Raw genomic sequence first — 26124 nt, 5'->3', positions numbered from 1 at the left:
GAACCCATGGCGTCCACCCTTGTCACCTTGCCCCGCGATGTTGTGCTGCGCAGTGGCCAGCGCGTTCCTTTTGATACCGAACGCATCCGCTCCGCGTTGGCCACTGCGGGCCAAGCCTCGGGCGAATATGGCGCCGAAGAAGCCGCGTTGCTCACTGCGCAGGTCACCAAGGTGCTGATCCACCGCTTCCATGGCGAAGCCCCCACGGTGGAGCAGATTCAGGACGTGGCCGAGCAGACGCTCATCGCCGCCAACCACCTGGCCACCGCGCGCGCCTACATCGTCTACCGCGAGCAGCACGCCACGCTGCGCGCGGACAAGCAGACGCTGGTCGATGTGGAAAGCTCCATCAATGAATACCTCACGCGCGCCGACTGGCGCGTGAACGCCAACGCCAACCAGGGCTACTCGCTGGGCGGGCTGATCCTGAACGTGGCGGGCAAGGTCACGGCCAACTACTGGCTGTCGCATGTCTACACGCCCGAGATTGGCGAGGCGCACCGCAACGGTGACATCCACATCCATGACCTCGACATGCTCAGCGGCTACTGCGCGGGCTGGTCGCTGCGCACGCTGCTGCACGAGGGCCTGAACGGCGTGCCGGGCAAGGTGGAGGCGGGGCCGCCCAAGCACATGAGCTCCGCCGTGGGGCAGATCGTGAACTTTCTGGGCACGCTGCAGAACGAGTGGGCGGGTGCGCAGGCGTTCTCGTCGTTCGATACCTACATGGCGCCCTTTGTTCGCGTTGATGCCATGGACTACGCCGCAGTGCGCCAGTGCATCCAGGAGCTGGTCTACAACCTGAACGTGCCCTCGCGCTGGGGCACACAGACGCCGTTCACCAACCTCACCTTCGACTGGACCTGCCCCGAGGACCTGCGCGAGCAGGTGCCCGTGATCGCTGGCAAAGAGATGCCCTTCGCGTACGGTGATTTGCAGGTGGAGATGGACCTCATCAACCGCGCCTACATCGACGTGATGACCACGGGCGATGCCAAGGGCCGCGTGTTCACCTTCCCTATCCCCACGTACAACATCACCAAGGATTTTCCGTGGGAGAGCGAGAACGCGCAGCTGCTGTTCGAGATGACGGCCAAGTACGGCCTGCCGTACTTCCAGAACTTCATCAACTCCGAGCTGGAGCCGAACATGGTGCGCTCCATGTGCTGCCGCCTGCAGCTCGATCTGCGTGAACTCTTGAAGCGTGGCAACGGCCTGTTCGGCAGCGCCGAGCAGACGGGCAGCCTGGGCGTGGTCACCATCAACTGCGCGCGCCTAGGCTACCAGCATGCGGGCGACGAAGCGGGCCTGCTCGCCGCGCTCGACCGTCTGATGGAACTGGGCAAACAAAGCCTGGAGACCAAACGCAAGCTCATCCAGCGCCTGATGGACCAGGGCTTGTTCCCCTACACCAAGCGTTACCTGGGCACGCTGCGCAACCACTTCAGCACGCTGGGCGTGAACGGCATCAACGAGATGGTGCGCAACTTCACGGCGGACCAGCACGACATCACCAGCGACTGGGGCCACGCCTTTGCCGTGCGCCTGCTCGACCACGTGCGCGAGCGCATGACGCAGTTTCAGGAAGAAACCGGCCACCTCTACAACCTGGAGGCCACGCCCGCCGAGGGCACCACCTACCGCTTTGCCAAAGAAGACAAAAAGCGCTGGCCCGGCATCCTGCAGGCGGGCACGGCCGAGCAGCCTTACTACACCAACTCGTCGCAGTTGCCCGTGGGCTTCACCGACGACCCGTTCGAAGCGCTGATGCGGCAGGAGCAGCTGCAGTCCAAATACACCGGCGGCACCGTGCTGCACCTGTACATGGGCGAGCGCCTGTCCACCGGCGCGGCCTGCGGCGAGCTGGTCAAGCGCGCACTCACGCGCTTTCGCCTGCCGTACATCACCGTCACGCCCACGTTCTCCATCTGCCCCACGCACGGCTACCTGGCGGGCGAGCACCCGTTCTGCCCGCGCTGCGACGAAGAGCGCCTGGACGCCAAGCGGCGCCGTCTGGCGGCCTGACCTCGGATTTCAAGCCAAATTGGCCTATAGCGCTTATCAATAAAGCGCTGATAGCTATCAATATAGAAGCATTTTTTAACCCTGAAGGAGTTTACATGAGCCATTTTTCTACCCCCGAACAGGCCGCCCTCGCCGCCGTGCAGCTCACCAACGACGAGCGCCAGCCCTGCGAGGTCTGGACCCGCGTGATGGGCTACCACCGCCCCGTGGCCAGCTTTAACACGGGCAAGCAGGGCGAGCACGCCGAGCGCCGTTTCTTTGCCGAGTTGGGCCGTGGCTGCAGCAGCAACGCCTGCTGAGGCAAGGTCGCCCGCGCCCGCGCCCGCGCTGCGGCTGGGCGGCATGACGCCGCTCACCACCATCGACTTCCCCGGCCGCCTTGCGGCCGTTTTGTATTGCCAGGGCTGTCCTTGGCGCTGCGGCTATTGCCACAACCCGGAACTGCTGGATGCCACCGCCGCGGGGGCGCTGCCCTGGGCGCAGGCGCTGGCCTTTTTGCACAAGCGCCGTGGTCTGCTGGACGGTGTCGTGTTCTCGGGTGGCGAGCCCACGCTGCAGGCGGGCCTGGGCGCGGCGCTGAACGCAGTGCGCAGCCTGGGCCTGCAGACCGCCCTGCACACTGGCGGCATGTACCCCGAGCGGCTGGCGGCGCTGCTGCCGCAGCTGGACTGGGTGGGCCTGGACATCAAGGCCCTGCCGCAGCGCTACGACGCCATCACCGCTACGCCCGGCAGCGGTGCACGCGCCTGGGCCGCGCTGGATGCGGTGCTGGCCCACGGCATCGACCACGAATGCCGCACCACTTGGCACGCCGGGCTGTTCAGCGTGGACGAGCTGCTGAACCTGGCCCAGGCCCTGGCCGCGCGTGGCGTGCGCCGCTGGGCGCTGCAGGAATGCAGCACCCCCGGCGCCCCGGCCTGGGCGCTGACCGGCGCGCACCAGCAGCAGCTGGCCGCGCTGTTTTCCGGATTCACCTTGCGCAGGATGTGAGTGCCGTGCACAAATTTACTGCGTTGCAAATGCACTCTATGAAATAAACATGCAAACATGGCCTCTACTGCGCACGCTTTGATGCGCATCAGAGGCGCTGGGGGTGGCCCGCGCGGATCATTCGCGCCACCGCCGCACAACGGCACCACCTTGTTAGGAAATCCTCCATGAACCCCCTCGGCCTCCAGCTGCTGCACGCGCTCAAACACCACGGCGCGCGCGAGATCTTTGGCATTCCCGGTGATTTCATCCTGCCCTTGTTTGCGCAGATCGAGGAGAGTGGCATCCTGCCGCTGGTCACGCTCAGCCACGAGCCCTCGCTGGGCTTTGCCGCCGATGCCGCCGCGCGCATGCACTGCGGCCTGGGCGTGGTGGCCGTCACCTACGGCGCAGGCGCGCTCAACGTGGTCAACGCCGTGGCGGGGGCTTATGCCGAGCGCTCGCCGCTGGTGGTGCTGGCCGGTTGCCCTGGTGAAGTGGAGGCGCACTCGGGCCTGGTGCTGCACCACCAGGTGCGGCATGTCGATTCGCAGTGGCGCATCTTCCGCGAGATCACCTGCGACCAGGTGCGCCTGTCCGACCCTGCCACCGCGCCTGCGGAGCTGGCCCGCGTGCTGCGCAGCTGCCGTGAATACTCGCAGCCCGTGCTCATCGAGGTGCCGCGCGACATGACGCTACACCCCATGGACAACGTGCCCGTGCTGCCGCCCAGCCCGTTCAACGCAGCCGCTGTGGCCGAATGCGCCGACGAGTGGATGGCGCGCATCGACGCTGCCCTGCGCCCCGTGCTGGTGGTGGACGTGGAGGTGCGCCGCTTTGGCCTGGAGTCGCGCGTGGCCGAACTCGCGCGCCGCCTGCAACTGCCCGTGCTCACCACCTTCATGGGCCGGGGCCTGTTGGCGGCGGAGGGCGGCGCGGCCGGTGTGCCCTTCCACGGCACCTACCTGGGCGTGGCGGGCGCGCCCGAGACCAGCGCGCTGCTCGACGAGTCCGACCTGCCCGTGATGCTGGGCGCCATCCTGTCGGACAGCAACTTCGGTGTGAGCGCCCAGCGCATGGACTTTCGCCGCGCGCTCATCGCCGCGCACCGCGAGGCGCGCGTGGGCCACCACCTGTACCAAGACATCCCCCTGGCCGCGCTGGTGGAGGCGCTGCTGGCCCGCGCCCCGGCCGCCGCCGCCAAGCCGCCGCGTGCCCTGCCGCCCCCACCCACCTGCCCCGAAGGCCTGGTGGCAGACGACACGCCCGTGTGTGCGGCCGACCTCTCCCGCGCGCTCAATGACCGCATCCGCGCCCACGGGCCCATGCACATCGTGGCGGACATTGGCGACTGCCTGTTTGCCGCCATGGAGCTGCTGCCCACGCCGCTGGTGGCGCCGGGCTACTACGCGTCCATGGGCTTCGGTGTGCCGGCTGGCATCGGCGCCCAGGTGGCCACGGGCCAGCGCAGCCTGATCCTGGTGGGCGATGGCGCCTTTCAAATGACGGGCTGGGAGCTGGGCAACTGTCCCCGCCTGGGGCTGGACCCCGTGGTCATCGTGCTCAACAACCAGACCTGGGAAATGATCCGCGCCTTCCAGACCGAATCGCGCTGCGCGGCTCTGGGCGACTGGCACCTGGCCCAGGCCGCCGATGCCCTGGGCGGGCGCGGCCACCGGGTGCACACACGCGCGCAGTTCAAGGCCGCGCTCGATGCTGCGTTTGCCGAGCGCGGGCGCTTTCAGCTCATCGAGTTGATGGTGCCGCCCGGTGACAGCACACCCACACTGCGGCGGTTTTCGGAGGGCATCCGGGCGCTGCGGGCGCGAGCAGCGTCGGCCGCCTGAGTTCGAGGGATCTGCTCAAGTAGCCCTGCACGCATCGCGGCGCAGCCACGCTCGGCAGCTTGGCTAACCCGCGCGCACCACGCGCAGCACGTCTGCCCCGTACGCCTCCAGCTTCTTCGCCCCCATTCCGCTGATCCCCTGCAGGTCGTCCAGCGAAGCAGGGTTGCGCTCGGCAATCGCTGCCAGCGTGGCGTCGTGAAAGATCACATACGCAGGCAGGTTGTGCTCGCGCGCCACCTCGGCGCGCCAGGCCTTGAGGTTGATGAAGCGCACCTGCGCATCGGGCCCCAGGTTGGCGGCAGCGGCGGGTGGGGCGCTGCCCTTGCGCGTGCGTTTGGCGGGGGCGGAGGACACCGATTCGCGCAGCTGCACCGGCACCTCGCCCTTGAGCACCGCACGCGAGCCCTCGGTGAGGCACAGCGTGTCAAAACTGTGGCCGCTGTCCAGCATCACCTTCTGCAGGCCCAGGGCGCCCGTGGCGATCAGCTGGCGCAATACGCCGCGCAGTTGCGGCTCCGACAGGTCCGCGCCAATGCCGAAGGTGGAAATCTTCTCGTGCCCGAACTGCGTGACCTTCTCGGTCTTCTTGCCGCGCAGGATGTCCATGATGTGCCCCGTGCCAAAGCTGATGCCGCTGGCCTGGTTGACGCGGTAGATGGTGGACAGCAGCTTGCGCGCCGCGTCGGTGGCGTCCCAGATCGCGGGCGGCGTCAGGCAGTTGTCGCAGTTGCCGCAGGGCGTGGAGGCTTCGCCAAAGTAGGCCAGCAGCCGCACGCGGCGGCAGTCGGTGGCCTCGGCCAGCGCCAGCAGCGCGTCGAGCTTGCCGCGCAGCGCCTGCTTGAACTCCTCGCCCGCCGGGCTCTCGTCGATCATGCGGCGCTGGTTGACCACGTCGTTCAGGCCGTAGGCCATCCAGGCATCGGCGTTGAGACCGTCGCGGCCTGCGCGGCCCGTCTCCTGGTAGTAGCCCTCGATGTTCTTGGGCATGTCCACATGGGCCACAAAACGTACATCAGGCTTGTCGATGCCCATGCCGAAAGCGATGGTGGCCACCATCACGATGCCTTCCTCGCGCAGGAAGCGGTCCTGGTTCTTCTGGCGCACTTTCGTGTCCAGCCCCGCGTGGTAGGGCAGGGCGGTGATGCCCGCGTCGCTCAGCGTGGCGGCCAGCTCTTCCACGCGCTTGCGCGACTGGCAATACACCACGCCCGCCTCGCCCGCGTGCTCGCGCTCGATGAAGCGCAGCAGTTGCGTGGTGGCGTCCTTCTTCTCGACGATGGTGTAGCGAATGTTGGGCCGGTCAAAGCTACTGATGAAGAGCCGCGCGTCTTCGAGCTGCAGGCGCTCGATGATGTCGGCGCGCGTGAGGTCGTCCGCCGTGGCTGTGAGCGCGATGCGCGGCACCCCCGCATAGCGCTCGTGCAGCACGGTGAGCGCTCGGTACTCGGGGCGAAAGTCGTGGCCCCATTGGCTCACGCAATGTGCCTCGTCGATGGCAAACAGCGAGAGGTGCCCGCCCTGGTACAGGCTGTCGAGCAGGCCCAGGAAGCGCGGCGTGTTCAGCCGCTCGGGCGCGGCGTATAGCAGGGTGATGTCGCCGGTCTGCAGCCGCAGCTCTACGTCCTGCGCCTCGTCAAAGCTCAGCGTGGAGTTGAGAAACGCCGCGTCCACCCCCGCCTCGTGCAGCGCACCCACCTGGTCGTGCATCAGCGCGATCAGCGGCGAGATCACGATGGTCACCCCGCGCCCCTGCTGCTGGCGCACGATGGCCGGCACCTGGTAGCACAGCGACTTGCCGCCGCCCGTGGGCATGAGCACCAGCGCGTCGCAGCCCGCAATCACATGCTCGACGATGGCCTGCTGCGGGCCGCGAAACTGCTCGTAGCCAAAAACGTCCTGCAGGACGGTGTGGGCGGGGGACAAAGCGGGGGACAGGCGGGAAGACAAGCGGGTACTCTGAAATTGATAGCTGCCAGCGCATGACCAGCAAGCGCCTGGTGCCGATAGGACGGGAATTCTTTGGCGCGCCAGGGGCTGGCCCCGCGCGCGGCAGGCGCATATTGTGCGCTGCACCGCGCACCGGGCCGCACTTTCTACAATAGCGGCCTATGCAAGCCCTTCACTACACCCGCGCCGCGCAGCTGCCCGACATCCTCGCCCAACGCATCGTCATCCTCGACGGCGCCATGGGCACCATGATCCAGCGCTTCAAGCTGGGCGAGGCGCAGTACCGGGGTGAGGGCTACACGGGCCCGGATGGCGCGGGCGACCGGTTCAAGGACTTTGCGTACGACGTGAAGGGCAACAACGAGCTGCTCAGCATCACCCGGCCCGACGTGATCCGCGACATCCACGAGCGCTACCTGGCCGCTGGCGCCGACCTCATCGAGACCAACACCTTCGGCGCCACCACCGTGGCGCAGGAGGACTACCACATGGCCGAGTTGGCGCGCGAGATGAACCTGCGCTCGGCCCAGCTCGCCCGCGCCGCCTGCGACAAATACAGCACGCCCGACAAGCCCCGCTTTGTGGTTGGCGCCCTGGGCCCCACACCCAAGACGGCCAGCATCAGCCCCGACGTGAACGACCCCGGCGCTCGCAACATCGACTTTGAGCAACTGCGCGCCGCGTACTACGACCAGACCGAGGCGCTGGTCGAAGGTGGTGCCGACGTGCTGCTGGTCGAAACCATCTTCGACACCTTGAACGCCAAGGCCGCGCTGTTCGCCATCGACGAGTTCTTTGAAAAGAGCGGCCAGCGCCTGCCGCTGATCATCAGCGGTACCGTCACCGACGCCTCGGGGCGCATCCTGAGCGGCCAGACCGTGACTGCCTTCTGGCACAGCGTGCGCCATTCACGCCCGCTGGCGATTGGCCTGAACTGTGCGCTGGGCGCCACGCTGATGCGCCCCTACATCCAGGAGCTGAACCGTGTGGCCGAAGACACCTTCATCAGCTGCTACCCCAACGCGGGCCTGCCCAACCCCATGAGCGATACCGGGTTTGATGAAACCCCCGAGATCACCAGCCGCCTGGTGCACGAGTTCGCGGCCGAGGGGCTGGTGAACATTCTGGGCGGCTGCTGCGGCACCACGCCCGACCACATTGGTGCTATCGCGAAGGCGGTGGAAAAGGTTCCGGCCCGCAAAATGTTCTACCCCGCGGAAGCCTGAGTTCGGAGTCAAATTGGCCTCTGGCGCTTATTCAATAAGCGCTAGCAGCTATATAAAAAGTAGCAAATGCCGCACTGGCGCAGTGTGGCAGCCCATTGCAGGGCGGTGGCCGGTGCGGCAACCTTGCAGTCCCCAGCCCATCGCGCCTTCCCGTTTCCGTCCCTGGCCCGTTCACCCCATGCTCGACACCGCCACTCCGCCCGCCCAATCCTCCGCTGAAGGCGACGACGCAGCCGCAGTGGCTGCTGCCAAGGGCGCCGCCCACGCTGCGCTCAAGCTCGAAAAGCGCCTGGTGCGCCAGGTGGCCCAGGCCATTGGCGACTTTGGCCTCATCGAAGACGGTGACAAGGTCATGGTGTGCGTCTCGGGCGGCAAGGACAGCTATGGCCTGCTCGACGTGTTGCACAAGCTGCAACAGCGCAACGGCCACCGCTTTGAACTGGTGGCCGTCAACCTCGACCAGAAGCAGCCCGGCTTTCCGGCCCATGTGCTGCCCGACTACCTCGCGAAGGTGGGCGTGCCCTTCCACATCGAAACGCAGGACACCTACAGCGTTGTCAAGGAGCACATCCCCGAAGGCAAGACCATGTGCAGCCTGTGCAGCCGCCTGCGTAGGGGCATCCTCTACCGTGTGGCCGACGAGCTGGGCTGCACCAAGATTGCGCTCGGCCACCACCGCGACGACATGCTGCAGACCTTCTTTTTGAACATGTTCTTCGGCGGCAAGCTCAAGGGCATGCCGCCCAAGGTGCAGAGCGACCGGGGCGACCACCTCATCATCCGCCCCCTGGCCTATGTGGCCGAGAGCGACCTGACCCGCTGGGCCGAGATCCAGCAATTTCCCATCATCCCTTGTTCGCTGTGCGGCAACCAGGAGAACCTGCAGCGCAAGCAGATCGGCCAGATGCTGCGCGACTGGCAGCAGCTCTACCCCGGCCGCATCGAGAACATGGCCGTGGCGCTGCGCAACCTGGTGCCTTCGCACTTCATGGACCCGCGCCAGTTCGACTTCAAAGGTCTGGTGCCCAACGGCGTGCAGGATGCCGATGGCGACAAGGCGTTTGATGCCGAAGAGTTTCCAGCCCAGGCCGTGGGCATGCTCGGCGGCCTGCCCCTGATGCCCCGTTGAACCCGACCCCCGACGATTTTTTTATTGGGCCACCCCATGACCACGCTCAAAGCCCCCGAACTCCTCCTGCCCGCTGGCTCGCTCGACAAGATGCGCGCCGCCTACGACTTTGGCGCCGATGCCGTGTACGCAGGCCAGCCGCGCTACTCCTTGCGCGCGCGCAACAACGAGTTCCGCCTGGAGCAGATCAAGCAAGGCATTGACGAGGCGCACGCACGCGGCAAGAAGTTCTTTGTGACCAGCAACCTGATTGCGCACAACGACAAGATCCGCACCTACCTGCGCGACATCGAGCCCGTGATCGACTGCAAGCCCGACGCCCTCATCATGGCCGATGCGGGCCTGATCATGATGGTCAAGGAGAAGTGGCCCGAGCAGGTGGTGCACCTCTCGGTGCAGGCCAACACCACCAACTGGGCGGCCGTGAAGTTCTGGCAGAAGATGGGCGTGGAGCGCGTCATCCTCTCGCGCGAACTCAGCTTGGACGAGATTGAGAAAATCCGCCAGGAATGCCCCGACATGGAGCTGGAAGTGTTTGTGCACGGCGCGCTGTGCATTGCGTACTCGGGCCGGTGTTTGCTCAGCGGCTACTTCAACCACCGCGACCCCAACCAGGGCACCTGCACCAACGCCTGCCGCTGGAACTACGCCACGCACGACGCCGACATCGACCCCACCACCGGCGAAGCGATTGCGCAGAAGATGGAAGGCGACTTTAACTTCGAGGCCGCGCAGCAAAAGGCCGAGCAGGCCTTCGCATCCACCACCGGCAACGGCGAGCGCCACCCCAAGGCCGACAAGGTCTACCTGATCGAAGAGGCCGGCCGCCCCGGGCAGATGATGCCCATCATGGAAGACGAGCACGGCACCTACATCATGAACAGCAAGGACCTGCGCGCGGTGGAGCATGTGGCGCGCCTGGCGCAGATCGGCGTCGATTCGCTCAAGATCGAAGGCCGCACCAAGAGCCTGTACTACGTGGCCCGCACCGCCCAGGTGTACCGCCGCGCGATTGACGATGCTGTGGCTGGGCGCCCCTTCAACCCCGAGCTGCTGATTGAGCTGGAAGGCCTGTCCAACCGTGGCTACACCGGCGGCCTGCTGGAGCGCCGCCCCAGCAACGACTACCAAAACTACATCAGCGGCCACTCGCTCACGCAGCGCAGCCAGTACGTGGGTGAGGTGCTCGGCACCGAGGGCCTGGTTGAAGCGGGCCTGAGCGGTCTGAACCAGGAATGGGTGCTGGTCGAAACCAAGAACCACTTCGCCGTGGGCGACCTGATCGAAGTGGTGCACCCCAGCGGCAACATCACCGTGCGGCTACAGGAGATGCGCAACCTGGAAGGCCAGCCCGTGCAAGTGGCCCAGGGCAGCCCGGTGCGCGTGTGGATTCCGCTGCCTGCGCTCTACAGCGGCGCCTTGCTGACCCGTGTGATCGAGTCGCAACCACCCGTCGCGCCCGCTGCAACGGCCGAAGCGGCATTGGCCGCGCATTGATCCAGGCAAGGCGGCGATGCCGCCTGGGGCCGCTGTGTGATGCCCGCACGCAACGGTGTGCCCCATGTGCGAGGTATTCAATGTGTCAATGCGGAACTAGTTCACTGCACTGGCGTTTCTGACGGGCGCAGGCCCCTGCGAGCCCGCAGGGGCTGGCAACAATCGCGGCTCTGAGACCTTCCCACAGAAAGCGATCCATGCCCGCCCTCAAACACGCCGATGCCCTGGTGTACTCCAGCCACCAGGTCGTTCTCTCCGACATCTCCTACACCTCGTTCACCTACCCTGGTGACCAGGAGGCCCTGGCCGCGCTCAAGGCCATCCCCGGCGCCGGCCCGTTGCTGGCCTGGCTGGACGCCAATTTCTCCGAGCAGATCACCCACCTCAACAACAACGAGCAGATGGTGCGGGTCAACGCCAACAACTATGGCTCGTTGTTTACACTGGTCGAGCGCTGCTGCGCCATCCTCTCGTGCAAGGTGCCTGATGTGTACATCACCACCAACCCGGAGATGAACGCCTACACCTCGGGCCAGCGGCGCACCTGCATCGTGCTGCACAGCGCCTTGGTCGAGGCCCTCACGCCCGACGAGCTGTGCTTTGTCATCGGCCACGAAATCGGCCACATCAAGGCCGCGCATGGCCTGTACCGCCAGCTGGGCGACATGCTGATCCGCTACTGGGACATCCTGTCGTCCGTCGTGCCCATCCCCGGTGTGGGCCTGCTGCGCATACCGCTGCTGCTGGCCTACTGGGAGTGGTACCGCCGCGCCGAATTCACCTGCGACCGCGCGGGCCTGCTGTGCGTGCAAGATGCCGCCCCTGGCCTGAGCGCGCTGGCCCAACTTTCGGGCAAGGTGGCGGGGTACGAGGACGAGCGCAACATCGAAGAGTCCATTGCACAGACCGAGGCCCACAAAGAGGTCAACAAACTGGTGCTGCTGGTGTCGATCCTCGAAAACTCCAGCACCACGCACCCCTTCATCCCGCTGCGCCTGAAGGCCCTCAAAGAGTACGCGCACAGTGACGCGTACCGCCAGATCCTGGCAGGCCAGTACGACCGCGAGCCAAAGGCCCTGGCCGCCCCGGCCACGGATGCAACCGATGGTGGCACCGATGCCACCGCAGTTGCGGCAGGCGCGGCCGATGCACCCGCAGCCAAGCCCCTGTTGGCGGCAGGCGCTGACACGGTGGACAAGTGGAAGGCCTCAGCCACAGGCTTCTTCAAGCGGTAAGGCGGTGCGCTGAGGCGCCGAGGCGCACACGCAACGCGGCATTGCGGGGTGTTCGCGCCTTGCACTACGATGCCACGGCGCCGTTTACCACGCGCCTGCGGGCCTGTGGGGCGCGTTCCCCTTGCGACCCCCCCCGCGAACCGACCATGCTGCACCCCGAACGTTTCCGTTTGTCTGTTGTTGCCCTCTGGGCGTCCTTGTGTTGCCTGTCGCCCGCCAGCGCCCAGCAGACGGCGCCAGGCGTGGCGCCCGCCAAACCGCGCTACGTGCAGGGCTCATGGGTCAACCTGCGCGAGTCGGCCCAGCCGCAGTCTCGCATCGTGGCCCAGGTGCCCGCCAACACGGTGCTGCAGCAGCTCATCGAACGCGATGGCTGGTGCGCTGTGCTCTACGCAGGCGATGCGCGCTTGGGACCGCCTTTGCCTGAGCCCCTGCAAGCCCACATCGCCTGCAACCTGCTGGCCGACCAACCCCTCACCCTGGCCCAAGCGGGCAAAGACGCTGCCCGTGCCTTCTGGGTCGCCCCATCGCCTAACCGCTTGCGCGCTTACGGCAACGCCCTGCCGCGCCCGCCTGCGCTGCAATTGCCCGCGCTGGTCAAAAGCCACGCGCATGAAATGCCAGTGCAGTACCCCACGCGCCCTGAGTTTGAAGCCGCCAAAAAGCTGCTGCGCACTGGCGTGCTGTTGCGGCCTGAACAAGAGATCGACCGAGGCCGCCCCATCAACCCGCTGGACGATCTGAAACTGGCCACGCGCGGCACGGAGTACCAGCCTGCCGTGGCCCCTCTGGCCACCAAACCTGTGTTGCCTGCGATTGCGCCGTCGTACTTTCGCAGCCACGCCAGCGTGGCCCTGCTGCACGAGACCGATGCCGACGGGCTGGCGGCCGTGGCGGGCACGCGCATCAGCGTCATCCCCACGGGGGCGCCCGTGGGCCGGTTCACCCGCCACCAAGGCCCAGAGATCGACTACATCACCGGCTTCTGGGACGTAGGCACTGCCGACCAGGCCTTTGCCCCCGCGCTCAGCCTCTACGCCATCACCCACCAGGGCCTGGTGGGCGCACACGCCATGCGCCAGCGCTATTGGGACATCAGCAACGAAGCCCACTACTGCGGCGGCCACTACCCAGGCCGTGGGTTCAACGACCCTGGCGAAGAAGCCCAGCCGGTGCGCGGCTACGCCAAACTGCCAGACACCGCCGAAGTGCTTGTGCGCCTCGTGGTACCCGGCAAGCTGCCGCCCGACGCCGTGAAGGTCAAGACCCAGCGTTACCCCACCAGTTGGATGATCCCCGCAGAACCGCCTGAGCGGCCCAAACCCCAGCGCAAATCCACCGCCGTGCTGGTGCATGAAATCGACCTGGACCGCGATGGCATTGCAGACATCCTGCGCATCGACACCCCCGCGCCCGGCGGCATGAGCTTAGAGCCGATTTTTGACTGGCGGTGGTACCTCAATATCAACGGCCAGTGGTTTCGCGCGGGGGCTTGGGAGGATCAAGAGTGCACTTGATGCTTGTGGAGGCTGGGCCACTAACTGGCCCACCGAAAGCACCGCTCAGGCCACTTCGCCTGTCACCACCGAGAGCAGCGTTTCACCGGTGGCGACCAGCTTCTCGGCGCCTCCAGCCTGGGCATACAACTCACAGGCGGTGAAGACCTGTGTTTTGCCCGGCTTGACGACACGGGCTCGGGCAATGAATCGTTCGCCAACTGCTGGGCGCAGGCAGTTGACCGAATAGTGCGATGCCAACACCCGCCCGACCACCGTGGCGGCAGCGAAGCCGCAAGCCGTATCGATGAGCGCGCCGACCAGGCCTGCGTGCAAGAAGCCCGCGTACTGGCCGGCTTCCGGTCGCCAAGGCATGGCGATTTCGACCTTGCCGGGTTCCGCGCTGATGACCTCCATGTTGCACCATCGATTGAAGGCGGCAGTCTGGTTGATTGCGCGAATTTGCGCGAGGGGGTCGTGAAGTGAATGCATCGCGTTGCCTCCAGGCAGGTGGACAACGGCAATGTAGGTTTGGGCGCGTGTGGCGGCTGTCAACGCGGCGACAGGCGATCTTGTTCAATAGCTGTCGCATCCCGGATGATTGCATAGACTCAAACCGCTATCCGCTCTTCATGGCCAGAGCCGTTTTGCAAGAGTTGATAGAGTCGTTGCAATCCACCCGGGGAGTGAAGCCATGTTGATTGCCCTGCACAAGAACGCCCGTACCACGCCTGCCGTGCGCGCCGAGATCGCGGCCAGCGACGAGACAGCCAGTGTCCTGGCCCAGCGCTTTGGCATCACCGAGCAGACGGTTTACAAGTGGAAGAAGCGCTCCGTCTTTGGGGACCGCTCGCACACGGCCCATCGTCTGCAGACCGTGCTCACGCCTGCGCAAGAGACCGTGGTGGTGCACCTGCGGCGTACCTTGCTGTTGCCCCTGGATGACCTGTTGGCGGTCACGCGCGAGTTCATTTGCCCCCATGTCTCACGCTCGGGCCTGGACAGGTGCCTGCGCCGCCATGGAGCGGGCAACCTCAACGCCCTCAAGCCCCAGGAGCCTGCTGTGGCCTACAAGGCCTTCAAGAACTACGAGCCAGGCTATGTGCACGTGGATGTGAAGTACCTGCCCCAGATGCAAGACGAGAGCAGTCGGCGCTATCTGTTCGTGGCCATCGACAGAGCCACGCGCTGGGTGTTTGTGCAGTTCAATGCCAACAAGACGGCTGCCAGTGCGCAGGCCTTCCTGAAGGCACTGCACAAGGCCTGTCCGATCAAGATCAACAAGCTGCTGACCGACAACGGCAAGGAGTTCACGGACCGCCTGTTTGCCAGCAAGGAACGCGAACCCAGCGGCAACCATGAGTTCGACCAGCTGTGCCAGGAGCTGGGCATAGAGCACCGGCTGACTCAGCCCAGGACGCCCAGAACCAACGGCATGGTGGAGCGCTTTAATGGGCGCATTGCTGACGTTCTGAAGACCCACCGATTCAACAGCCGTGAGGATATGGAGCAGACCTTGTTGCGCTATGTGGCCTTGTACAACCACCAGCTGCCGCAATCAGCGCTCAAGAGCAACACGCCGATGCACGCCATAAAGCAGTGGTACCAGGAGAGGCCGGATCTGTTTCACAAGCGGCCATATGATCGTCCGGGATGCGACAAATAGCCCTGCATCAACCACCGCGAGGCCACAGTCAACATGGGGGTTATTGCTTCATTGGCCCAAAGAAATCGGTCGGGTTTTCAATTCGACACGCCATCGTCGTAGCTATTGCAATCAAATCCATTCAGCCTTGCCAGCCTGGGTGCCTCAAAGCGCTTTTCCTTGTTGACTTTGACGCGTCCTTTCACCCGCTCGTAGAGCGTGAGCTTGCCTGCCAGATAGTTGACGCTGGTGCGCCCGTACTCCTTGCCTTGCACCTCCCAAAGGTTTTCCTTGCCGATCAGCTCAAAGTCGCCACGCTGTGGGCTGAAACGGAATTGAAGCGCCGTGGTAGCCGACACATCGCCTTCGGCTTTGTCCACAGCGGTGACAAAAAGCGATGAGCCCTTGGCCTCCAGGTTGAAGAACTTCTGTGCCTTGCAATAGCTGGCAGAGGCAGACAGAAGCGTGTACTGGCCGCCTGGCGTGCCTGTCAGCACCACGAGGCGGATTTCCATCGGCGCATCCGAGGGTCCATTGACTTCGTTGAGGAGCAGGGCCAGGTCCTGGACGCCATCTCCGTTCCAGTCGCCCGTCGTGGAGGTCCATTCCACGAAAGTCTGCTGCGGAAACAGGGCCGCGACCGCCGCTTTGGCACTGGCAAATTCAGGCGGCTGGGCGTATGCCACCGCCGCCATGGCTAGGCAAGCGATGGTGGTGGAAATGCGTTGGATGGAGCGCATGCGGTGCCTCATGAATGCAAGTGTTTAGTGCTGTGTCCGTGTGGGATCACCCCTGGGTGCCCGGCTGCCGCAGCAGCGCTGTCAGCACCAGGGCCTCGGCCACCACTTCCAGCCCTTCTTCCAGCGTGGCCAGCAGCGGCGGCAACTCGGGCAGCCACGGCAGGCGCGGTTGCACTTCAGGCCACTGGTCCACGCCAATCGCCAGCCAGCCCACGGCCAGGCCCGCCCACAGCAGGGCGCGCGTGCTGCGGTGGCCCAAGGCGCGGTGCAGCCAGGCCAGGGTGAGTAGACCGATGACGGCCACGGCCAGCATGGGGGCCTCGCGCACGGTGCTGTACTGGCAGGCGGCGGTCCATTCGTGGCAGCGGAACTTCCACAGCTCGTGCAGCATGAACTGCTCGTCCAGCGCCAGCACCAAAAACGCCACCGCCAGCCACGCCCCCAGCAGGCGGGGCAGGGCGCGTTCGCCCACCAGCCGCAGGGCGGTGATGCTGAGCGTGAGCAGCAGCGCACTCGACAGCCAGGCCACGGGCGAGGCGTCCGAGCGGAAGGCGCGCTCCCACGCGGGGGCGTAGACCCAGGCGCTGAGCAGCAGGTAGCCCAGCACGGCGGCGAGCAACGCGGGCGCCACGCCGCGGTGGGGGTTGGGGCGATGGCGGGGCAGCGGTGTAGGTGGCGCAGCGTGGGGCATGGGCCGATTGTCTGCCAAACCCGTAAGATTGTTAATAAAAAGTGCCTCTAGCTCTTGATATGAAAGCGCTGGCAGCTATTGTTTTGATAGTGATTGGGCAGCCGCTTTTCATGCGGGTTGAATGGGAACAGAATCTGGCATCTCCGCTGCACTGGGCCAGGCTTGGCCTTGCGCCCCACCGTTCAGCCACACCGCCTTGCCGCCATGTCCATCCAAATGGATCCCCCCCGCAGCCCTGTGCCCGCCGCAGCCCAGGTGCTGGCCGAAGCTGCTTTGCAGCGGCAAAGCATGCTGCTGGGCGCAGACAAAGGGGGCACCGGTGTGGCGGCGCCCACCCCTGGGGCTCCGCCGTCCCCCACGCCAATCCCTGCCACGCCTTTGGCCCCGCCGCCGTTGCCCGAGGGGGCCCGTGACCCGGCGCTGGCCGACCGGGTGAGCCTGTCGCCCCGCGCCAGCCAGGCGCTGCAGGCGCAAGGCCAGGGTGGGGTTGCGCAGGGCAACGCAGCACCGGCCGCGCCCCGGGCCGCGCCTTTGCCCCCTGCGGCTGCAGCCACCTTGGCGGCCGCGGCTGCTGGCGGCGCTGAAGCGGTGGAGGGTGCTGCATGGCCTGCGCAGGGCGTGTCGCCCGCCATGCGGGGGCTGCTCCAGGCGCTGGTGCAGCAGCTTGCCCCTGCGGCGCCACCGCGCGTGGTGGTGGCGCAGCCCTGGGGGCCTGCGGCGGGCGGTGGCGTGGCCGCCGATGCCGATGTGCCCCCGCTGCAAACCTGGCTGGTGGGTCAGGGCCGTGTGCTTACCGAGCAGGGTGAGCGCGCCTTCTCCTCCACGCTGCGTGTGCCAGCGGCGTGGTTGCAGGCGCAACCTGCCGCGCCTGCCGCAGCGCCACCGGGCTCTGCCAGCACGCTGCAAGCCGCCTTTGCCGGGCGGCCCCAGGCGTTGGCGGGCGGCTTGTTTGCGTTGGTCTTGCAACCGACGGTGCTGGCGGGCGATGCGCACGGTGGTGCTCCCGTGGGGGGGCACACCAGTGCTTTGCTGGCGCTGGAGCTGGCCCCGTGGGCGGGTGCCGCCGCCAGCCTGGTGTACGGGCGCGAGCAACTGCAGGCGCGCAACGACCCATGGCTGCAGATGCTGGCGCTGCAGGCCAGCGGCTACGGGCGCGATGAGGAGGAGGCCGAACAGCGCCGCCGCGCGCGCGGCCACTGCGATACCCCAGGCTGCCCCTACGCTGGCCGCGCGCCTTGCGAGCAGCCGTTTTGCCACGCCATGCGGGTGGAGCCGGTGCCTCCGATAGATCGGGCTTGACGCTGCGCACGTGCTTGGCGTGAACTTACGCAAACCGTTCACGCTGAGCCTGTCGAAGCGCCGCGCAGGGCTACGACAAGCTCAGCCCGAACGGATTTCTCATGTGCAAAGATGCCGACTCAATGGCCCGTCAAGAAAGAAAAGAGGCAGGCATAAAAAAAGCCGCCCTGTGGTGAGGGCGGCTTTGCCGGGCGCTTTTGGCGCACCTGGATTCGGGGCGCTGGCGGTGGGCCAGCGCTGCGAGAAAATTCAGACCACGGCAGGCATCATGGATACAGGCCGCGCATTTCGCGGGCGTGCAGGATGCGCTGGCAGGCCACGATGAAGGTGGCGGTGCGCAGGCTCACCTTGTGCTCTTGCGCCACTTGCCAGATGCCCGCAAAGGCCTCTTGCATGATGCGCACCAGGCGGGCGTTGATCTCGTCCTCGCTCCAGAAGAAGCTGGAGAAATCCTGCACCCATTCAAAGTAGCTCACCGTCACGCCGCCAGCGTTGGCGATCACGTCGGGCAGCACCAGCACGCCCTTGTCGTGCAGGATGTCGTCGGCCTCGGTGGTCGTGGGGCCGTTGGCGCCTTCGATCACCAGCTTGGCCTTGATCTGGCCCGCGTTGTCCTTGGTGATCTGGCCTTCCAGGGCGGCGGGGATCAGGATCTCGCAGTCCACGCCCCAGAACTCTTCGGCCTTCATCACGTCGGCGCCAGCAAAGCCGCCCACGCCGCCACGGGTCTTCACATGGGCCAGCAGTGCAGGCACGTCAACGCCCTTGCTGTTGAAGATGGTGCCGGTGTGGTCTTGCACGGCCACCACCTTGGCGCCTGCTTCGGCAAACAGCTTGGCAGCAATGCCGCCCACGTTGCCAAAGCCCTGCACCGCCACGCGGGCGCCGTCCAGCGCCAGGCCGGTCAGCTTGGCGGCTTCCACGCCCACGGTGTACACGCCGCGGCCGGTGGCCTCGACACGGCCCAGCGAGCCGCCCAGGTCCACGGGCTTGCCGGTGACCACGCCGGTGGAGGTGGCGCCGGTGTTCATCGAATACGTGTCCATCATCCAGGCCATGATCTGGCCGTTGGTGTTCACATCAGGCGCAGGGATGTCCTTGGAGGGGCCGATGAGCAGGCCGATTTCGCTGGTGTAGCGGCGCGTCAGGCGCTCCAGCTCACCCATCGACAGCTTCTTGGGGTCCACGCGGATGCCGCCTTTGGCACCGCCGTAGGGCACGTTCACGGCGGCGTTCTTGACCGACATCCAGGCCGACAGGGCCATCACTTCGGACAGTGTCACGTCCTGGTGGAAACGCACGCCGCCCTTGCCGGGGCCCCGGCTCAGGTTGTGCTGCACGCGGTAGCCCTCGTAGTGGGCGATGGTGCCGTTGTCCAGCTCGATCGGCACGTCCACGATCAGGATGCGCTTGGGGCGCTTGAGCGTTTCCACCCAGCGCGCCAGGCTGCCCAGGTAGGGGGTGACGCGGTCTACCTGCTGCAGGTAGTTGCCCCAGGGGCCGAGGTGGTCGGCCTGCAGGTATGAGGGCAGGGGGTGGGATTGTGCGGCGGGGGCGCCAGCGGGTTGCGACATGGTGAATTTCCTTGTGGGATCAGTTCAGGCTGCGAAGCTTATGCCTGGCCTGGGGCACTGTCCAAGGCCAGTGTGTTTGTGGGTTATGCATTTAATGCATACATTGGCAGGACGCCTTTCAATGCTGCAGTGCGGCAATCAACGGGCTGGGTGACGGCCCGCGCGTTGCAGGGTCTGCCCCCACCTGCGCCGCGCCGGTGGCAGAAATCATCAAGTCCGAACGCGCACGCCCAGCGGCCGCTGCATCTGCATCTGCCGACGCCACCGTGCCGGCGCCAGGCGACAGCCTTGCTGTGCTGTGCTGTGCTGTGCTGTGCTGTGCAGCGGGAGGGGGGCTATTCGATGCGGATCTTCTGCAGCGCCGGGTCGCCCGGCGGGTAGCGCAGGTCCAGGCCCGCAAGCACCTCGCGCACCAGCGTGGCGATCATCAGGTTGCGATGCGTCTTGGAATTGGCGGGCACGATGGTCCACGGCGCCCAGGGCGTGTGCGTGGCGGCCAGCAGCATCTCGTAGGCCTTCTGGTACTGGCTCCACTGCTTGCGCGCCTCGATGTCGCTCATCGAGAACTTCCAGTGTTTGGCGGGGTCGTCCAGGCGCTCCTGCAGGCGTTCGCGCTGCTCGTCGGCGCTGATGTGCAGCATGAACTTGAGCACGATGGTGCCGGTGTGCGTGAGCATGCGCTCAAAGTCGTTGATGTGGCCAAAGCGCTGGTGGTGCTGCTCCGGGGTGATCCACCCGTTCACGGCGGGCACCAGCACATCCTCGTAGTGGCTGCGGTTGAACACCGTGATCTCGCCCGCGCCGGGCACCTTTTGGTGAATGCGCCACAGGTAGTCGTGGGCGCGCTCGACCTCGGTGGGAGCGCTCCAGCCCACGGCGTGCACGCCCAGCGCGCTCATGCGGCCAAACACGCCCCGGATGGTGCCGTCCTTGCCTGCGGTGTCCGTGCCCTGCAAGATCACTAGCAGCTTGTAGCGCTTGTCGGCGTAAAACAGGTTTTGCAGGGTGTCCAGCTCCTGCGCAATCGACTCGGTGGCGGCCTTGTCCTTGAGCTTGTCGCCCAGCGAAAACGGCTTGGCTGAAGGATCAAAGTCCTTGAGCGACACCGTGCGGCGGTGTTTGCCCGCCTTGCGCCGTTCGGGCTGGCCGTCGGGTTGTTTGCCATCGTCGTGCTGCGGCGCGTCGGGCTGCCATTTGGACCAGCGCTGGGCCACGTCTTTGTTGCTGCTTTGAAACGGGTGGTTCATGCGGGCTCCTGGATGGGCCATGGTAAGTCAGCGGCGCTGGCGTGGCCTTCCACCCATTCAAAGATTTCAATGCTATTAAAGTGATAGCTATTTGTGCATGATTCATGGGCGCTTGGGGCAGATTGCGTGAGAAATTGGCCGCAGCAGGTCGGTTTGCGGCGCGATGGGCCGCTCAGCGCGCGCCATGCGCCATGCGGTAGGCCAGCGGCGTCTGCCCCGTGGCCTGGCGGAACGCGCGGTGCAGTCCGGCCTCGCTGGCAAAGCCCAAGTCTTCGGCAATGCGCTTGAGCGGCAGCGGTGTGTCGCACAGCGCCTCGCTGGCCTGGCGCAGCTTGATGCGGCGCATCCACAAGGCCGCCGACAGGCCCGTGTGGGCCTGCACGCGCCGCGCCAGCGTGCGGGGTGACAGCCCCAGCGCCTGGGCCAGCGCTGGCAGCCGCAAGTCGCTTGCGGGGCTGCGCTGCACCCACAGCATGGCGCGGCGCAAGTCGGCATCGGTCAGCGTCATCAGGTCATGTCCGGCAAACGCCGGGTGTGCCGTGCGGGGCCGGGGCAGCATCAGCAGCTCCTGCAGGTCGGTCAGCGCCTGGGGCGTGAGGCGGGCGGCCAGCGCGTGCAGCATCAGCGGCAGGTAGCCATTGGCCCCGGCGGCCGTGGTGGCGGTGGGGCCCACCACCAGCGGTTCGTCAAAGCGCCAGTCCACCGGCGCAAACTGCTGCTCCAGCGCGGCACGCAACCACCAGGTGGCCGTGGCGCCCTGGCCGCGCAGCCGGCCACTGGCGGCGGCCAGCACCACGCCCGCGCAGTAGCTCCACACCTGGGTGCGCCGGGGCAGGGCCCGCAGGGCCTGTATCACCGGTGCCAGCTGCTGCAGCGGCCCCTGCAGCTGGTCGGGCGACGAGAGCCACAGGCCCGGCACCAGCACCACATCCGCCCCTGCGTGCTGCAGTGCCACTGCGGGGGCCAGGGCGGGGCCTTGCCAGGTGGGTACGGGCAACAGGTCCACCCCAGCCCAGCAGATGTCCACTACGCTGGCCTGTGCGCGCAGGTTGGCAGCGCGCGCCATGTCGGCTGCGGCAAACAGGCCAGTGGGCATGCAGCCGGGGTAGAGCAGCAGCGCCAGGCGCAGGGGCTGGGTGCGTGACTGCGGGGTGGAAGCGGTGGGTGGCATAAATGGGCAAGAGATTGTCAAACTGCGCCATTTTCGGGCGGAGGCCGGTTTTGAACAATGGCAGCACCACATCACCCCGAAAGCTCCCATGCTCATCACCCAATTGCGCAACGCCACCGTTTTGCTGGAGTTCCAGTCCGAGGGGCAGCCCATAGGCCTGCTGGTGGACCCCATGCTCGCGCCCCGGGGCACCCTGCCTGCCCTGCGTTACCTGGGCGTGGGGCGCCAGCGCAACCCCATCGTGGAGCTGCCCGAGGGGGCGGACGCGCTGCTGCAGCGCGTGACCCACGCCCTCATCACGCACTGCCAGCGTGGCCACTTCGACCACCTGGACCGCGCGGGCAAGCGTTTTTTGCGTGAACGGCAGATCCCCGTGTTGTGCATGCCGCGCGATGCCGACTACCTGGCGCAGCGGGGCCTGCGGGTGTTGCCGCTGGCAGGGCCGGGGCGCCAGCCGTTGGCGCTGGGCGGGCATGTCACGCCGGTCCCGTGTGTGCACGGTGACGGCTGGGTGGGGCGCTTCATGGAGCACGGCCACGGCTACCTGCTGGAGCTGCCGGGCGAGCCCAGCGTCTACCTGGCGGGAGATACCGTGCTCACGCCCACGGTGCGCGACTGCCTGGCTCGCCTGCAGCCGCAGGTGTCGGTGCTGCCCGCAGGCGGGGCCCGCTTCGACGTGGGGGCAGAGATCCTCATGGACGCCGCAGGCGTGGCCGAGGCCGCGTTGCTGACGCGCGGCACGCTGGTGGTGAACCACCTGCAGGCGCTGGACCACTGCCCCACCACGCGCGCCGCCGTGCGCCAGCTGGCGATGGACGGCGGCTGGGCCGACCGCCTCTGGGTGCCGGAGGACGGCGAAAGCAGAGAGTTCCGTTGCCGCGTGGCCAGTGGCGTGGCAGCAGAATGCTATTAAATTGGTAGCTATTAGCGCTTTATGAATAGGCGCCAGAGGCCATTTTGACTAAAAGACCACCTGCACCCCCGCCACCACCTGGCGCCCCTGGCCGGGGATGACGGTGAGCGCACCCCACGATGCCGTGTAGTACGTCTTGTCGAACAGGTTGTGTACGTCCAGCGTCAGGCGCGTGCGCTTGTCGATTTGCCAGTAGCCGGTGATGCGCGCCGTGGTGTAGGCGGGCAGGCTGTAGGCATCGGTAGCGGTGCCTGTGCGCTCGCCGACATGCACCAGCCCGCCGCCCACGCCGTAGCGGCCCCCCCAGGGCGCCTGGTCTTCGCGGATGGCGAACAGCCCTGCGCTGACGCGCGGCACGTTCAGCAGGCGCTTGCCCAGCAAGGCGGGGTTGTTGTCGCGGGTCACCTCGGTGTTGGTGTAGGCCATGTTGGCCGCCATGCGCCAGTGGGTGTCGATCTGCCCGGCCACATCCAGCTCCAGGCCCCGGCTTTGCACCTCGCCCGCCGCGATGCTGAAGTTGGCGTTGGTGGGGCTGCGCGTGAGCACGTTGGTCTTGCGAATGTCGAACAGCGCCACGCTCGCGTTCAGGCGCTGGTCGGCCGACTGCCACTTGGCGCCCAGTTCCAGGGCCTGGCCCTTTTGCGGGTCGAACGCCTTGCCACTTTCGTCCGTACCCGCGTTGGGGCGGAACGAGCGCCCGGCCGAGGCGTAGACCGAGGTGTTGGGGTTGATCAGGTAGGTGAGCCCGATGCGCGGCGTAGTGGCCGAATGCGCTTGCACCTGGCGCGTGGTGGTCAGGCGGTTCTCGCTGTCTTGGTGAAAGCGGTCAAAACGCACGCCCGCCAGCAGCTTCCATTTTTCGCTCAGGTCGATCTGGTCCTGCACAAACACGCCCGTGGCGCGGGTGCGGTCCACCAGGTCAAAACCCGGCGTCAGGTTGCCCACCGGCTGGTTGTACACGGGGTTGTAGATGTCGATGGCAAACGGCTGGCTGGCCAGGCTGGAGTAGCGGATGTCCTGCGCCGCCGTCAACCGCGAGGTTTCTACACCCGCCAGCACGGTGTGGGCCAGACCGCCGGTGCGCAGTTTGCCCTCCACCTCGGCCTGCAGCGATGCATCGCGCGCGGGCAGGCTGCGCCAGCTGTCGCGGCGCGTCAGGGTGCGGCCGTCGGCTTGCAGCGAGCCGGTCAGGTCTACGGCCGAGCCGTAAAGATCCGTCTCGCGGTACGACGCGCCCACGCGGGTGCGCCAGCCCTGGCCCAGGTCGTGGTCCAGCGTGAGCTGGTGCGTGTCGCCGTTCACGTGCAGGTTGTCGCGGCTGGGGTCGCCCAGGTAGCGGTCTGGCGGCAGCGCGCCCACGTTGCCCCGCACCTGCACGATGCCGCGGTCCAGCGGGGTGCGGATACGGATGAACTCGGCCTCGTAGTTCAGCACCGTGTTGGCGCCCAGGTTCCAGGTAAGGGCGGGGGCCACCACCATCTTGCGGTTGTCCACCAGCGCGGTGCGGCTGGCACCGTCTTCGGCTGCCACGTTCAGCCGGTAGGCCAGGTTGCTGCTCAGCGGGCCGGTGGTGTCCAGCGTGGCGCGGCGATAGCCCTGCCCGCCCACCTGCACACCCGCTTTGTGCGCGGGGGTGAACTGCGGCTTTTTGGTGACCACGTTGAGCGTGCCGCCCGGTTCGCTGCTGCCATACAGCGCAGCCGCCGGGCCTTTGAGGAATTCAATGCGCTCGACCGAGCTCACGTCGCGCTGCGGGCCATAGCCCCGGTTGGACGCAAAGCCGTTGAGCAGCTGGCCGCCGTCGGTGTTGCTGAAGCCACGGATCGCATAGTTGTCCCAGGTGCCGCCAAAGTCGTTCAGGCGGGTGATGCCGCTCACAAAGTCCACCGTGTCGGCCAGGCGGCGGGCGCCCAGGTCTTCCATCAGCTGCTGGGGCACCACGCGCACGGACTGCGGGGTCTCGATCAGCGGGGTGTCGGTGCGCGTGGCCGCCGTGTTGCGCTGGGCGCCTTGGTAGCCCTGGGTGGCGGGGGTGTCGCGCACCTGCACTTCAGACAGTGCGGGGCTGGTGGTGATGTCGGTCGGTGGCGCCGTTGGAGTCGTTGAGGCCGCTGGGGCCGTCTGTGCCATGGCGGCGCTGGCGGTGAAGGCGCACAGCGCCAGGGTGGCGCGGGCCACGGCGGTGTGCCGTGCGGGCCGGGAAATCGAGGGATGCATGGTGCTGATGGGTAGAGAAAAACGGCGAGGCCTGCTGCCGCGTACCGTGTCAACCGCCGCATGGGACGGGGCCTGCTAGAGGGGGGCACGGGTGGGGTGCGAACCAACGGCCGCCATTATCAATGCAAATGCAAACAATTCGTATTTGCTTCCTCGGCGGTATTCCGCTGCCTTCCTGGGCCGCGAGGGGGCGGGCAGTGCCCAGCCTTGCTGGGCGATGTTCAGCGAGGCTACGCCTTGACCGCCGTACCCATCAGCGCCACAAAACGTGCCGCGCCCAGGCCCACCGGCCGCTCTTTGGACCACACCACGTCCACCCACAGCGCGGTGCCGTTGCTCAGGTTCTCAAACGGCATCTCCACCAGCCGCCCAGCCTCGATGCGCGGCTGCACCAGCGCACGGGGCTGCCAGCCCCAGCCCAGCCCGGCCTCGATCAGGCCCAGCGCGGCCAGGTGGTTGTCGGTGCGCCAGTGGTGGCGGGCAAACACAAAGCGCGGATCGGTCTGCGCCAGGTCGCGGCTGGCCACCACGATCTGGCGCGTGGTGGTCAGGTGCTCCTCGCGCAGCATGGCGCGCTGCGCTGGCTCGCCCCGGGCCTGTGCGGCAGCGCGGGCGGCCACCAGCACCGGGTGCTGCGGCGCCATCACGGCCACCAGGGTTTCGGTGCCCACCTCCTGAAACCCCTCACGCCCGTCGATGCTGGGCCGCTCAAACACCAGCGCCAGCTGCGCGCGGCCACTGTGCAGCAGCGCCAGCGCATCCACCTGTGGCGCAGCCAGCACCTCGATCTGCAGCAGCGGGTGCTCTTGCGCCAATGCCGCCAGCGCCTCCGTCCAGCGCGAGGCCAGCAGCTCGGGCGCAATGGCCAGCGTGAGCCGCTCCTCCAGCCCCTGGGTGAGCGCCAGCGCCTGGGCGTTGAGCTGCTGCAGCTGTCCTGCCAGCAGCCGGGCCTGGGGCTCCAGCGCACGGGCGGCGGCGGTGGGCCGGGGCTCGCGCCCGCTGCGGTCAAACAGCTGCACATCCAGTTCGGCCTCCAGGTGCGCAATGGTCATGCTGACGGCCGAAGGCACCCGCGATAGCGCCCGCGCAGCGGCCGAGAACGAGCCGTGGTCGAGTGCTGCCAGAAACACTTGCACGCTGTCGGATGAGAAGGCCATGGGTGGGTTATCTATCAGTAATTCTGAAATAAGCTGACTTTATATATCAGCGTGGCGCACATAAAGTGCACCCCATGAATGTTTCTCCGTCTTCCTCCG

The 26124-nt window shown here is 66.6% G+C and carries 21 protein-coding genes; 12 read left to right on the top strand and 9 right to left on the bottom strand.

Going from position 1 to position 26124, the window contains the following annotated elements; genetic code table 11:
* Window positions 1–6: 6 nt before the first annotated feature.
* The 4 genes from OIN59_RS00830 (at window position 7) to ipdC (ending at window position 4841) form a co-directional block, all read left to right on the top strand.
* A complete protein-coding gene (locus tag OIN59_RS00830; protein WP_274106164.1) occupies window positions 7–2025 on the top strand; it encodes a ribonucleoside triphosphate reductase in 2019 nt (672 codons plus the stop codon).
* Between the two features lie 95 nt (window positions 2026–2120).
* Window positions 2121–2324 carry an anaerobic ribonucleoside-triphosphate reductase gene (gene nrdD, locus OIN59_RS00825; RefSeq protein ID WP_274106162.1) on the top strand — a complete coding sequence of 68 codons (204 nt, stop codon included), beginning with the start codon at window positions 2121–2123 and terminating at the stop codon, window positions 2322–2324.
* A gap of 43 nt (window positions 2325–2367) precedes the next feature.
* Window positions 2368–3015, top strand: coding sequence for an anaerobic ribonucleoside-triphosphate reductase activating protein (locus OIN59_RS00820; protein ID WP_274107143.1), 648 nt, complete (start codon window positions 2368–2370; stop codon window positions 3013–3015).
* Between the two features lie 167 nt (window positions 3016–3182).
* The gene (gene ipdC, locus OIN59_RS00815) at window positions 3183–4841 is read left to right on the top strand and encodes an indolepyruvate/phenylpyruvate decarboxylase (RefSeq protein WP_274106160.1); all 1659 of its coding nucleotides are present in this window, start codon (window positions 3183–3185) and stop codon (window positions 4839–4841) included.
* A 63-nt stretch (window positions 4842–4904) separates the two neighbouring features.
* Here the strand turns inward: ipdC and recQ are convergent, their stop codons facing one another.
* Window positions 4905–6764 (bottom strand): DNA helicase RecQ, encoded by a 1860-nt coding sequence (gene recQ / locus OIN59_RS00810; protein ID WP_274107141.1) that lies wholly within the window; start codon window positions 6762–6764, stop codon window positions 4905–4907.
* Window positions 6765–6949: 185 nt separating this feature from the next.
* Between recQ and OIN59_RS00805 the strand changes: the two genes are divergently transcribed.
* The 5 genes from OIN59_RS00805 (at window position 6950) to OIN59_RS00785 (ending at window position 13392) form a co-directional block, all read left to right on the top strand.
* Window positions 6950–8014: a homocysteine S-methyltransferase family protein gene (locus OIN59_RS00805; protein WP_274106158.1), complete on the top strand. Its 1065-nt coding sequence runs from the start codon at window positions 6950–6952 to the stop codon at window positions 8012–8014.
* Window positions 8015–8192: 178 nt separating this feature from the next.
* The gene (gene ttcA, locus OIN59_RS00800; RefSeq protein WP_274106156.1) at window positions 8193–9143 is read left to right on the top strand and encodes a tRNA 2-thiocytidine(32) synthetase TtcA; all 951 of its coding nucleotides are present in this window, start codon (window positions 8193–8195) and stop codon (window positions 9141–9143) included.
* A gap of 36 nt (window positions 9144–9179) precedes the next feature.
* The gene (gene trhP, locus OIN59_RS00795) at window positions 9180–10640 is read left to right on the top strand and encodes a prephenate-dependent tRNA uridine(34) hydroxylase TrhP (protein ID WP_274106154.1); all 1461 of its coding nucleotides are present in this window, start codon (window positions 9180–9182) and stop codon (window positions 10638–10640) included.
* Between the two features lie 197 nt (window positions 10641–10837).
* The gene (locus OIN59_RS00790) at window positions 10838–11875 is read left to right on the top strand and encodes a M48 family metallopeptidase (protein WP_274106152.1); all 1038 of its coding nucleotides are present in this window, start codon (window positions 10838–10840) and stop codon (window positions 11873–11875) included.
* 146 nt (window positions 11876–12021) lie between these two features.
* Window positions 12022–13392, top strand: coding sequence for an SH3 domain-containing protein (locus OIN59_RS00785; protein ID WP_274106150.1), 1371 nt, complete (start codon window positions 12022–12024; stop codon window positions 13390–13392).
* A gap of 45 nt (window positions 13393–13437) precedes the next feature.
* On the opposite strand, the gene OIN59_RS00780 is transcribed toward OIN59_RS00785, so the two are convergent.
* Complete coding sequence (locus OIN59_RS00780; protein ID WP_121730591.1) at window positions 13438–13863, bottom strand: PaaI family thioesterase; 426 nt, start codon at window positions 13861–13863, stop codon at window positions 13438–13440.
* A 202-nt stretch (window positions 13864–14065) separates the two neighbouring features.
* On the opposite strand from OIN59_RS00780, the gene OIN59_RS00775 reads away from it, so the two are divergent.
* Window positions 14066–15037, top strand: coding sequence for an IS481 family transposase (locus tag OIN59_RS00775; RefSeq protein ID WP_274106148.1), 972 nt, complete (start codon window positions 14066–14068; stop codon window positions 15035–15037).
* 77 nt (window positions 15038–15114) lie between these two features.
* Here the strand turns inward: OIN59_RS00775 and OIN59_RS00770 are convergent, their stop codons facing one another.
* A complete protein-coding gene (locus tag OIN59_RS00770; protein ID WP_274106146.1) occupies window positions 15115–15711 on the bottom strand; it encodes a hypothetical protein in 597 nt (198 codons plus the stop codon).
* A 91-nt stretch (window positions 15712–15802) separates the two neighbouring features.
* Window positions 15803–16447, bottom strand: a complete 645-nt coding sequence (locus tag OIN59_RS00765; protein WP_274106144.1) for a hypothetical protein — start codon at window positions 16445–16447, stop codon at window positions 15803–15805.
* 204 nt (window positions 16448–16651) lie between these two features.
* On the opposite strand from OIN59_RS00765, the gene OIN59_RS00760 reads away from it, so the two are divergent.
* Entirely contained in the window at window positions 16652–17746 is a 1095-nt protein-coding gene (locus OIN59_RS00760; RefSeq protein ID WP_274106142.1) for a hypothetical protein, read from the top strand.
* Between the two features lie 266 nt (window positions 17747–18012).
* Here OIN59_RS00760 and OIN59_RS00755 read toward each other — a convergent pair whose 3' ends face one another.
* The 3 genes from OIN59_RS00755 to OIN59_RS00745 all read right to left on the bottom strand — a co-directional run bounded on the left by OIN59_RS00755 (window position 18013) and on the right by OIN59_RS00745 (window position 21738).
* Window positions 18013–19320, bottom strand: coding sequence for a Glu/Leu/Phe/Val family dehydrogenase (locus OIN59_RS00755; RefSeq protein WP_274106140.1), 1308 nt, complete (start codon window positions 19318–19320; stop codon window positions 18013–18015).
* Window positions 19321–19655: 335 nt separating this feature from the next.
* Window positions 19656–20567 carry a PPK2 family polyphosphate kinase gene (locus OIN59_RS00750; RefSeq protein ID WP_274106138.1) on the bottom strand — a complete coding sequence of 304 codons (912 nt, stop codon included), beginning with the start codon at window positions 20565–20567 and terminating at the stop codon, window positions 19656–19658.
* 172 nt (window positions 20568–20739) lie between these two features.
* On the bottom strand, window positions 20740–21738 hold the full coding sequence (locus OIN59_RS00745) for a GlxA family transcriptional regulator (RefSeq protein ID WP_274106136.1): 999 nt from the start codon (window positions 21736–21738) through the stop codon (window positions 20740–20742).
* Window positions 21739–21826: 88 nt separating this feature from the next.
* Between OIN59_RS00745 and OIN59_RS00740 the strand changes: the two genes are divergently transcribed.
* The gene (locus tag OIN59_RS00740) at window positions 21827–22651 is read left to right on the top strand and encodes an MBL fold metallo-hydrolase (protein WP_274106134.1); all 825 of its coding nucleotides are present in this window, start codon (window positions 21827–21829) and stop codon (window positions 22649–22651) included.
* A gap of 48 nt (window positions 22652–22699) precedes the next feature.
* Here OIN59_RS00740 and OIN59_RS00735 read toward each other — a convergent pair whose 3' ends face one another.
* A complete protein-coding gene (locus tag OIN59_RS00735; protein WP_274106132.1) occupies window positions 22700–24868 on the bottom strand; it encodes a TonB-dependent siderophore receptor in 2169 nt (722 codons plus the stop codon).
* A 230-nt stretch (window positions 24869–25098) separates the two neighbouring features.
* Window positions 25099–26025: a LysR family transcriptional regulator gene (locus tag OIN59_RS00730; protein WP_274106130.1), complete on the bottom strand. Its 927-nt coding sequence runs from the start codon at window positions 26023–26025 to the stop codon at window positions 25099–25101.
* Window positions 26026–26124: the final 99 nt, after the last annotated feature.

Origin of the sequence: Acidovorax benzenivorans, from assembly GCF_028680575.1 — a bacterium.
Taxonomy (GTDB): Bacteria; Pseudomonadota; Gammaproteobacteria; order Burkholderiales; family Burkholderiaceae_C; genus Acidovorax; species Acidovorax benzenivorans.
Note: the sequence above shows the minus strand (reverse complement) of the source record. Positions and strands in the feature narration are given on the sequence as shown.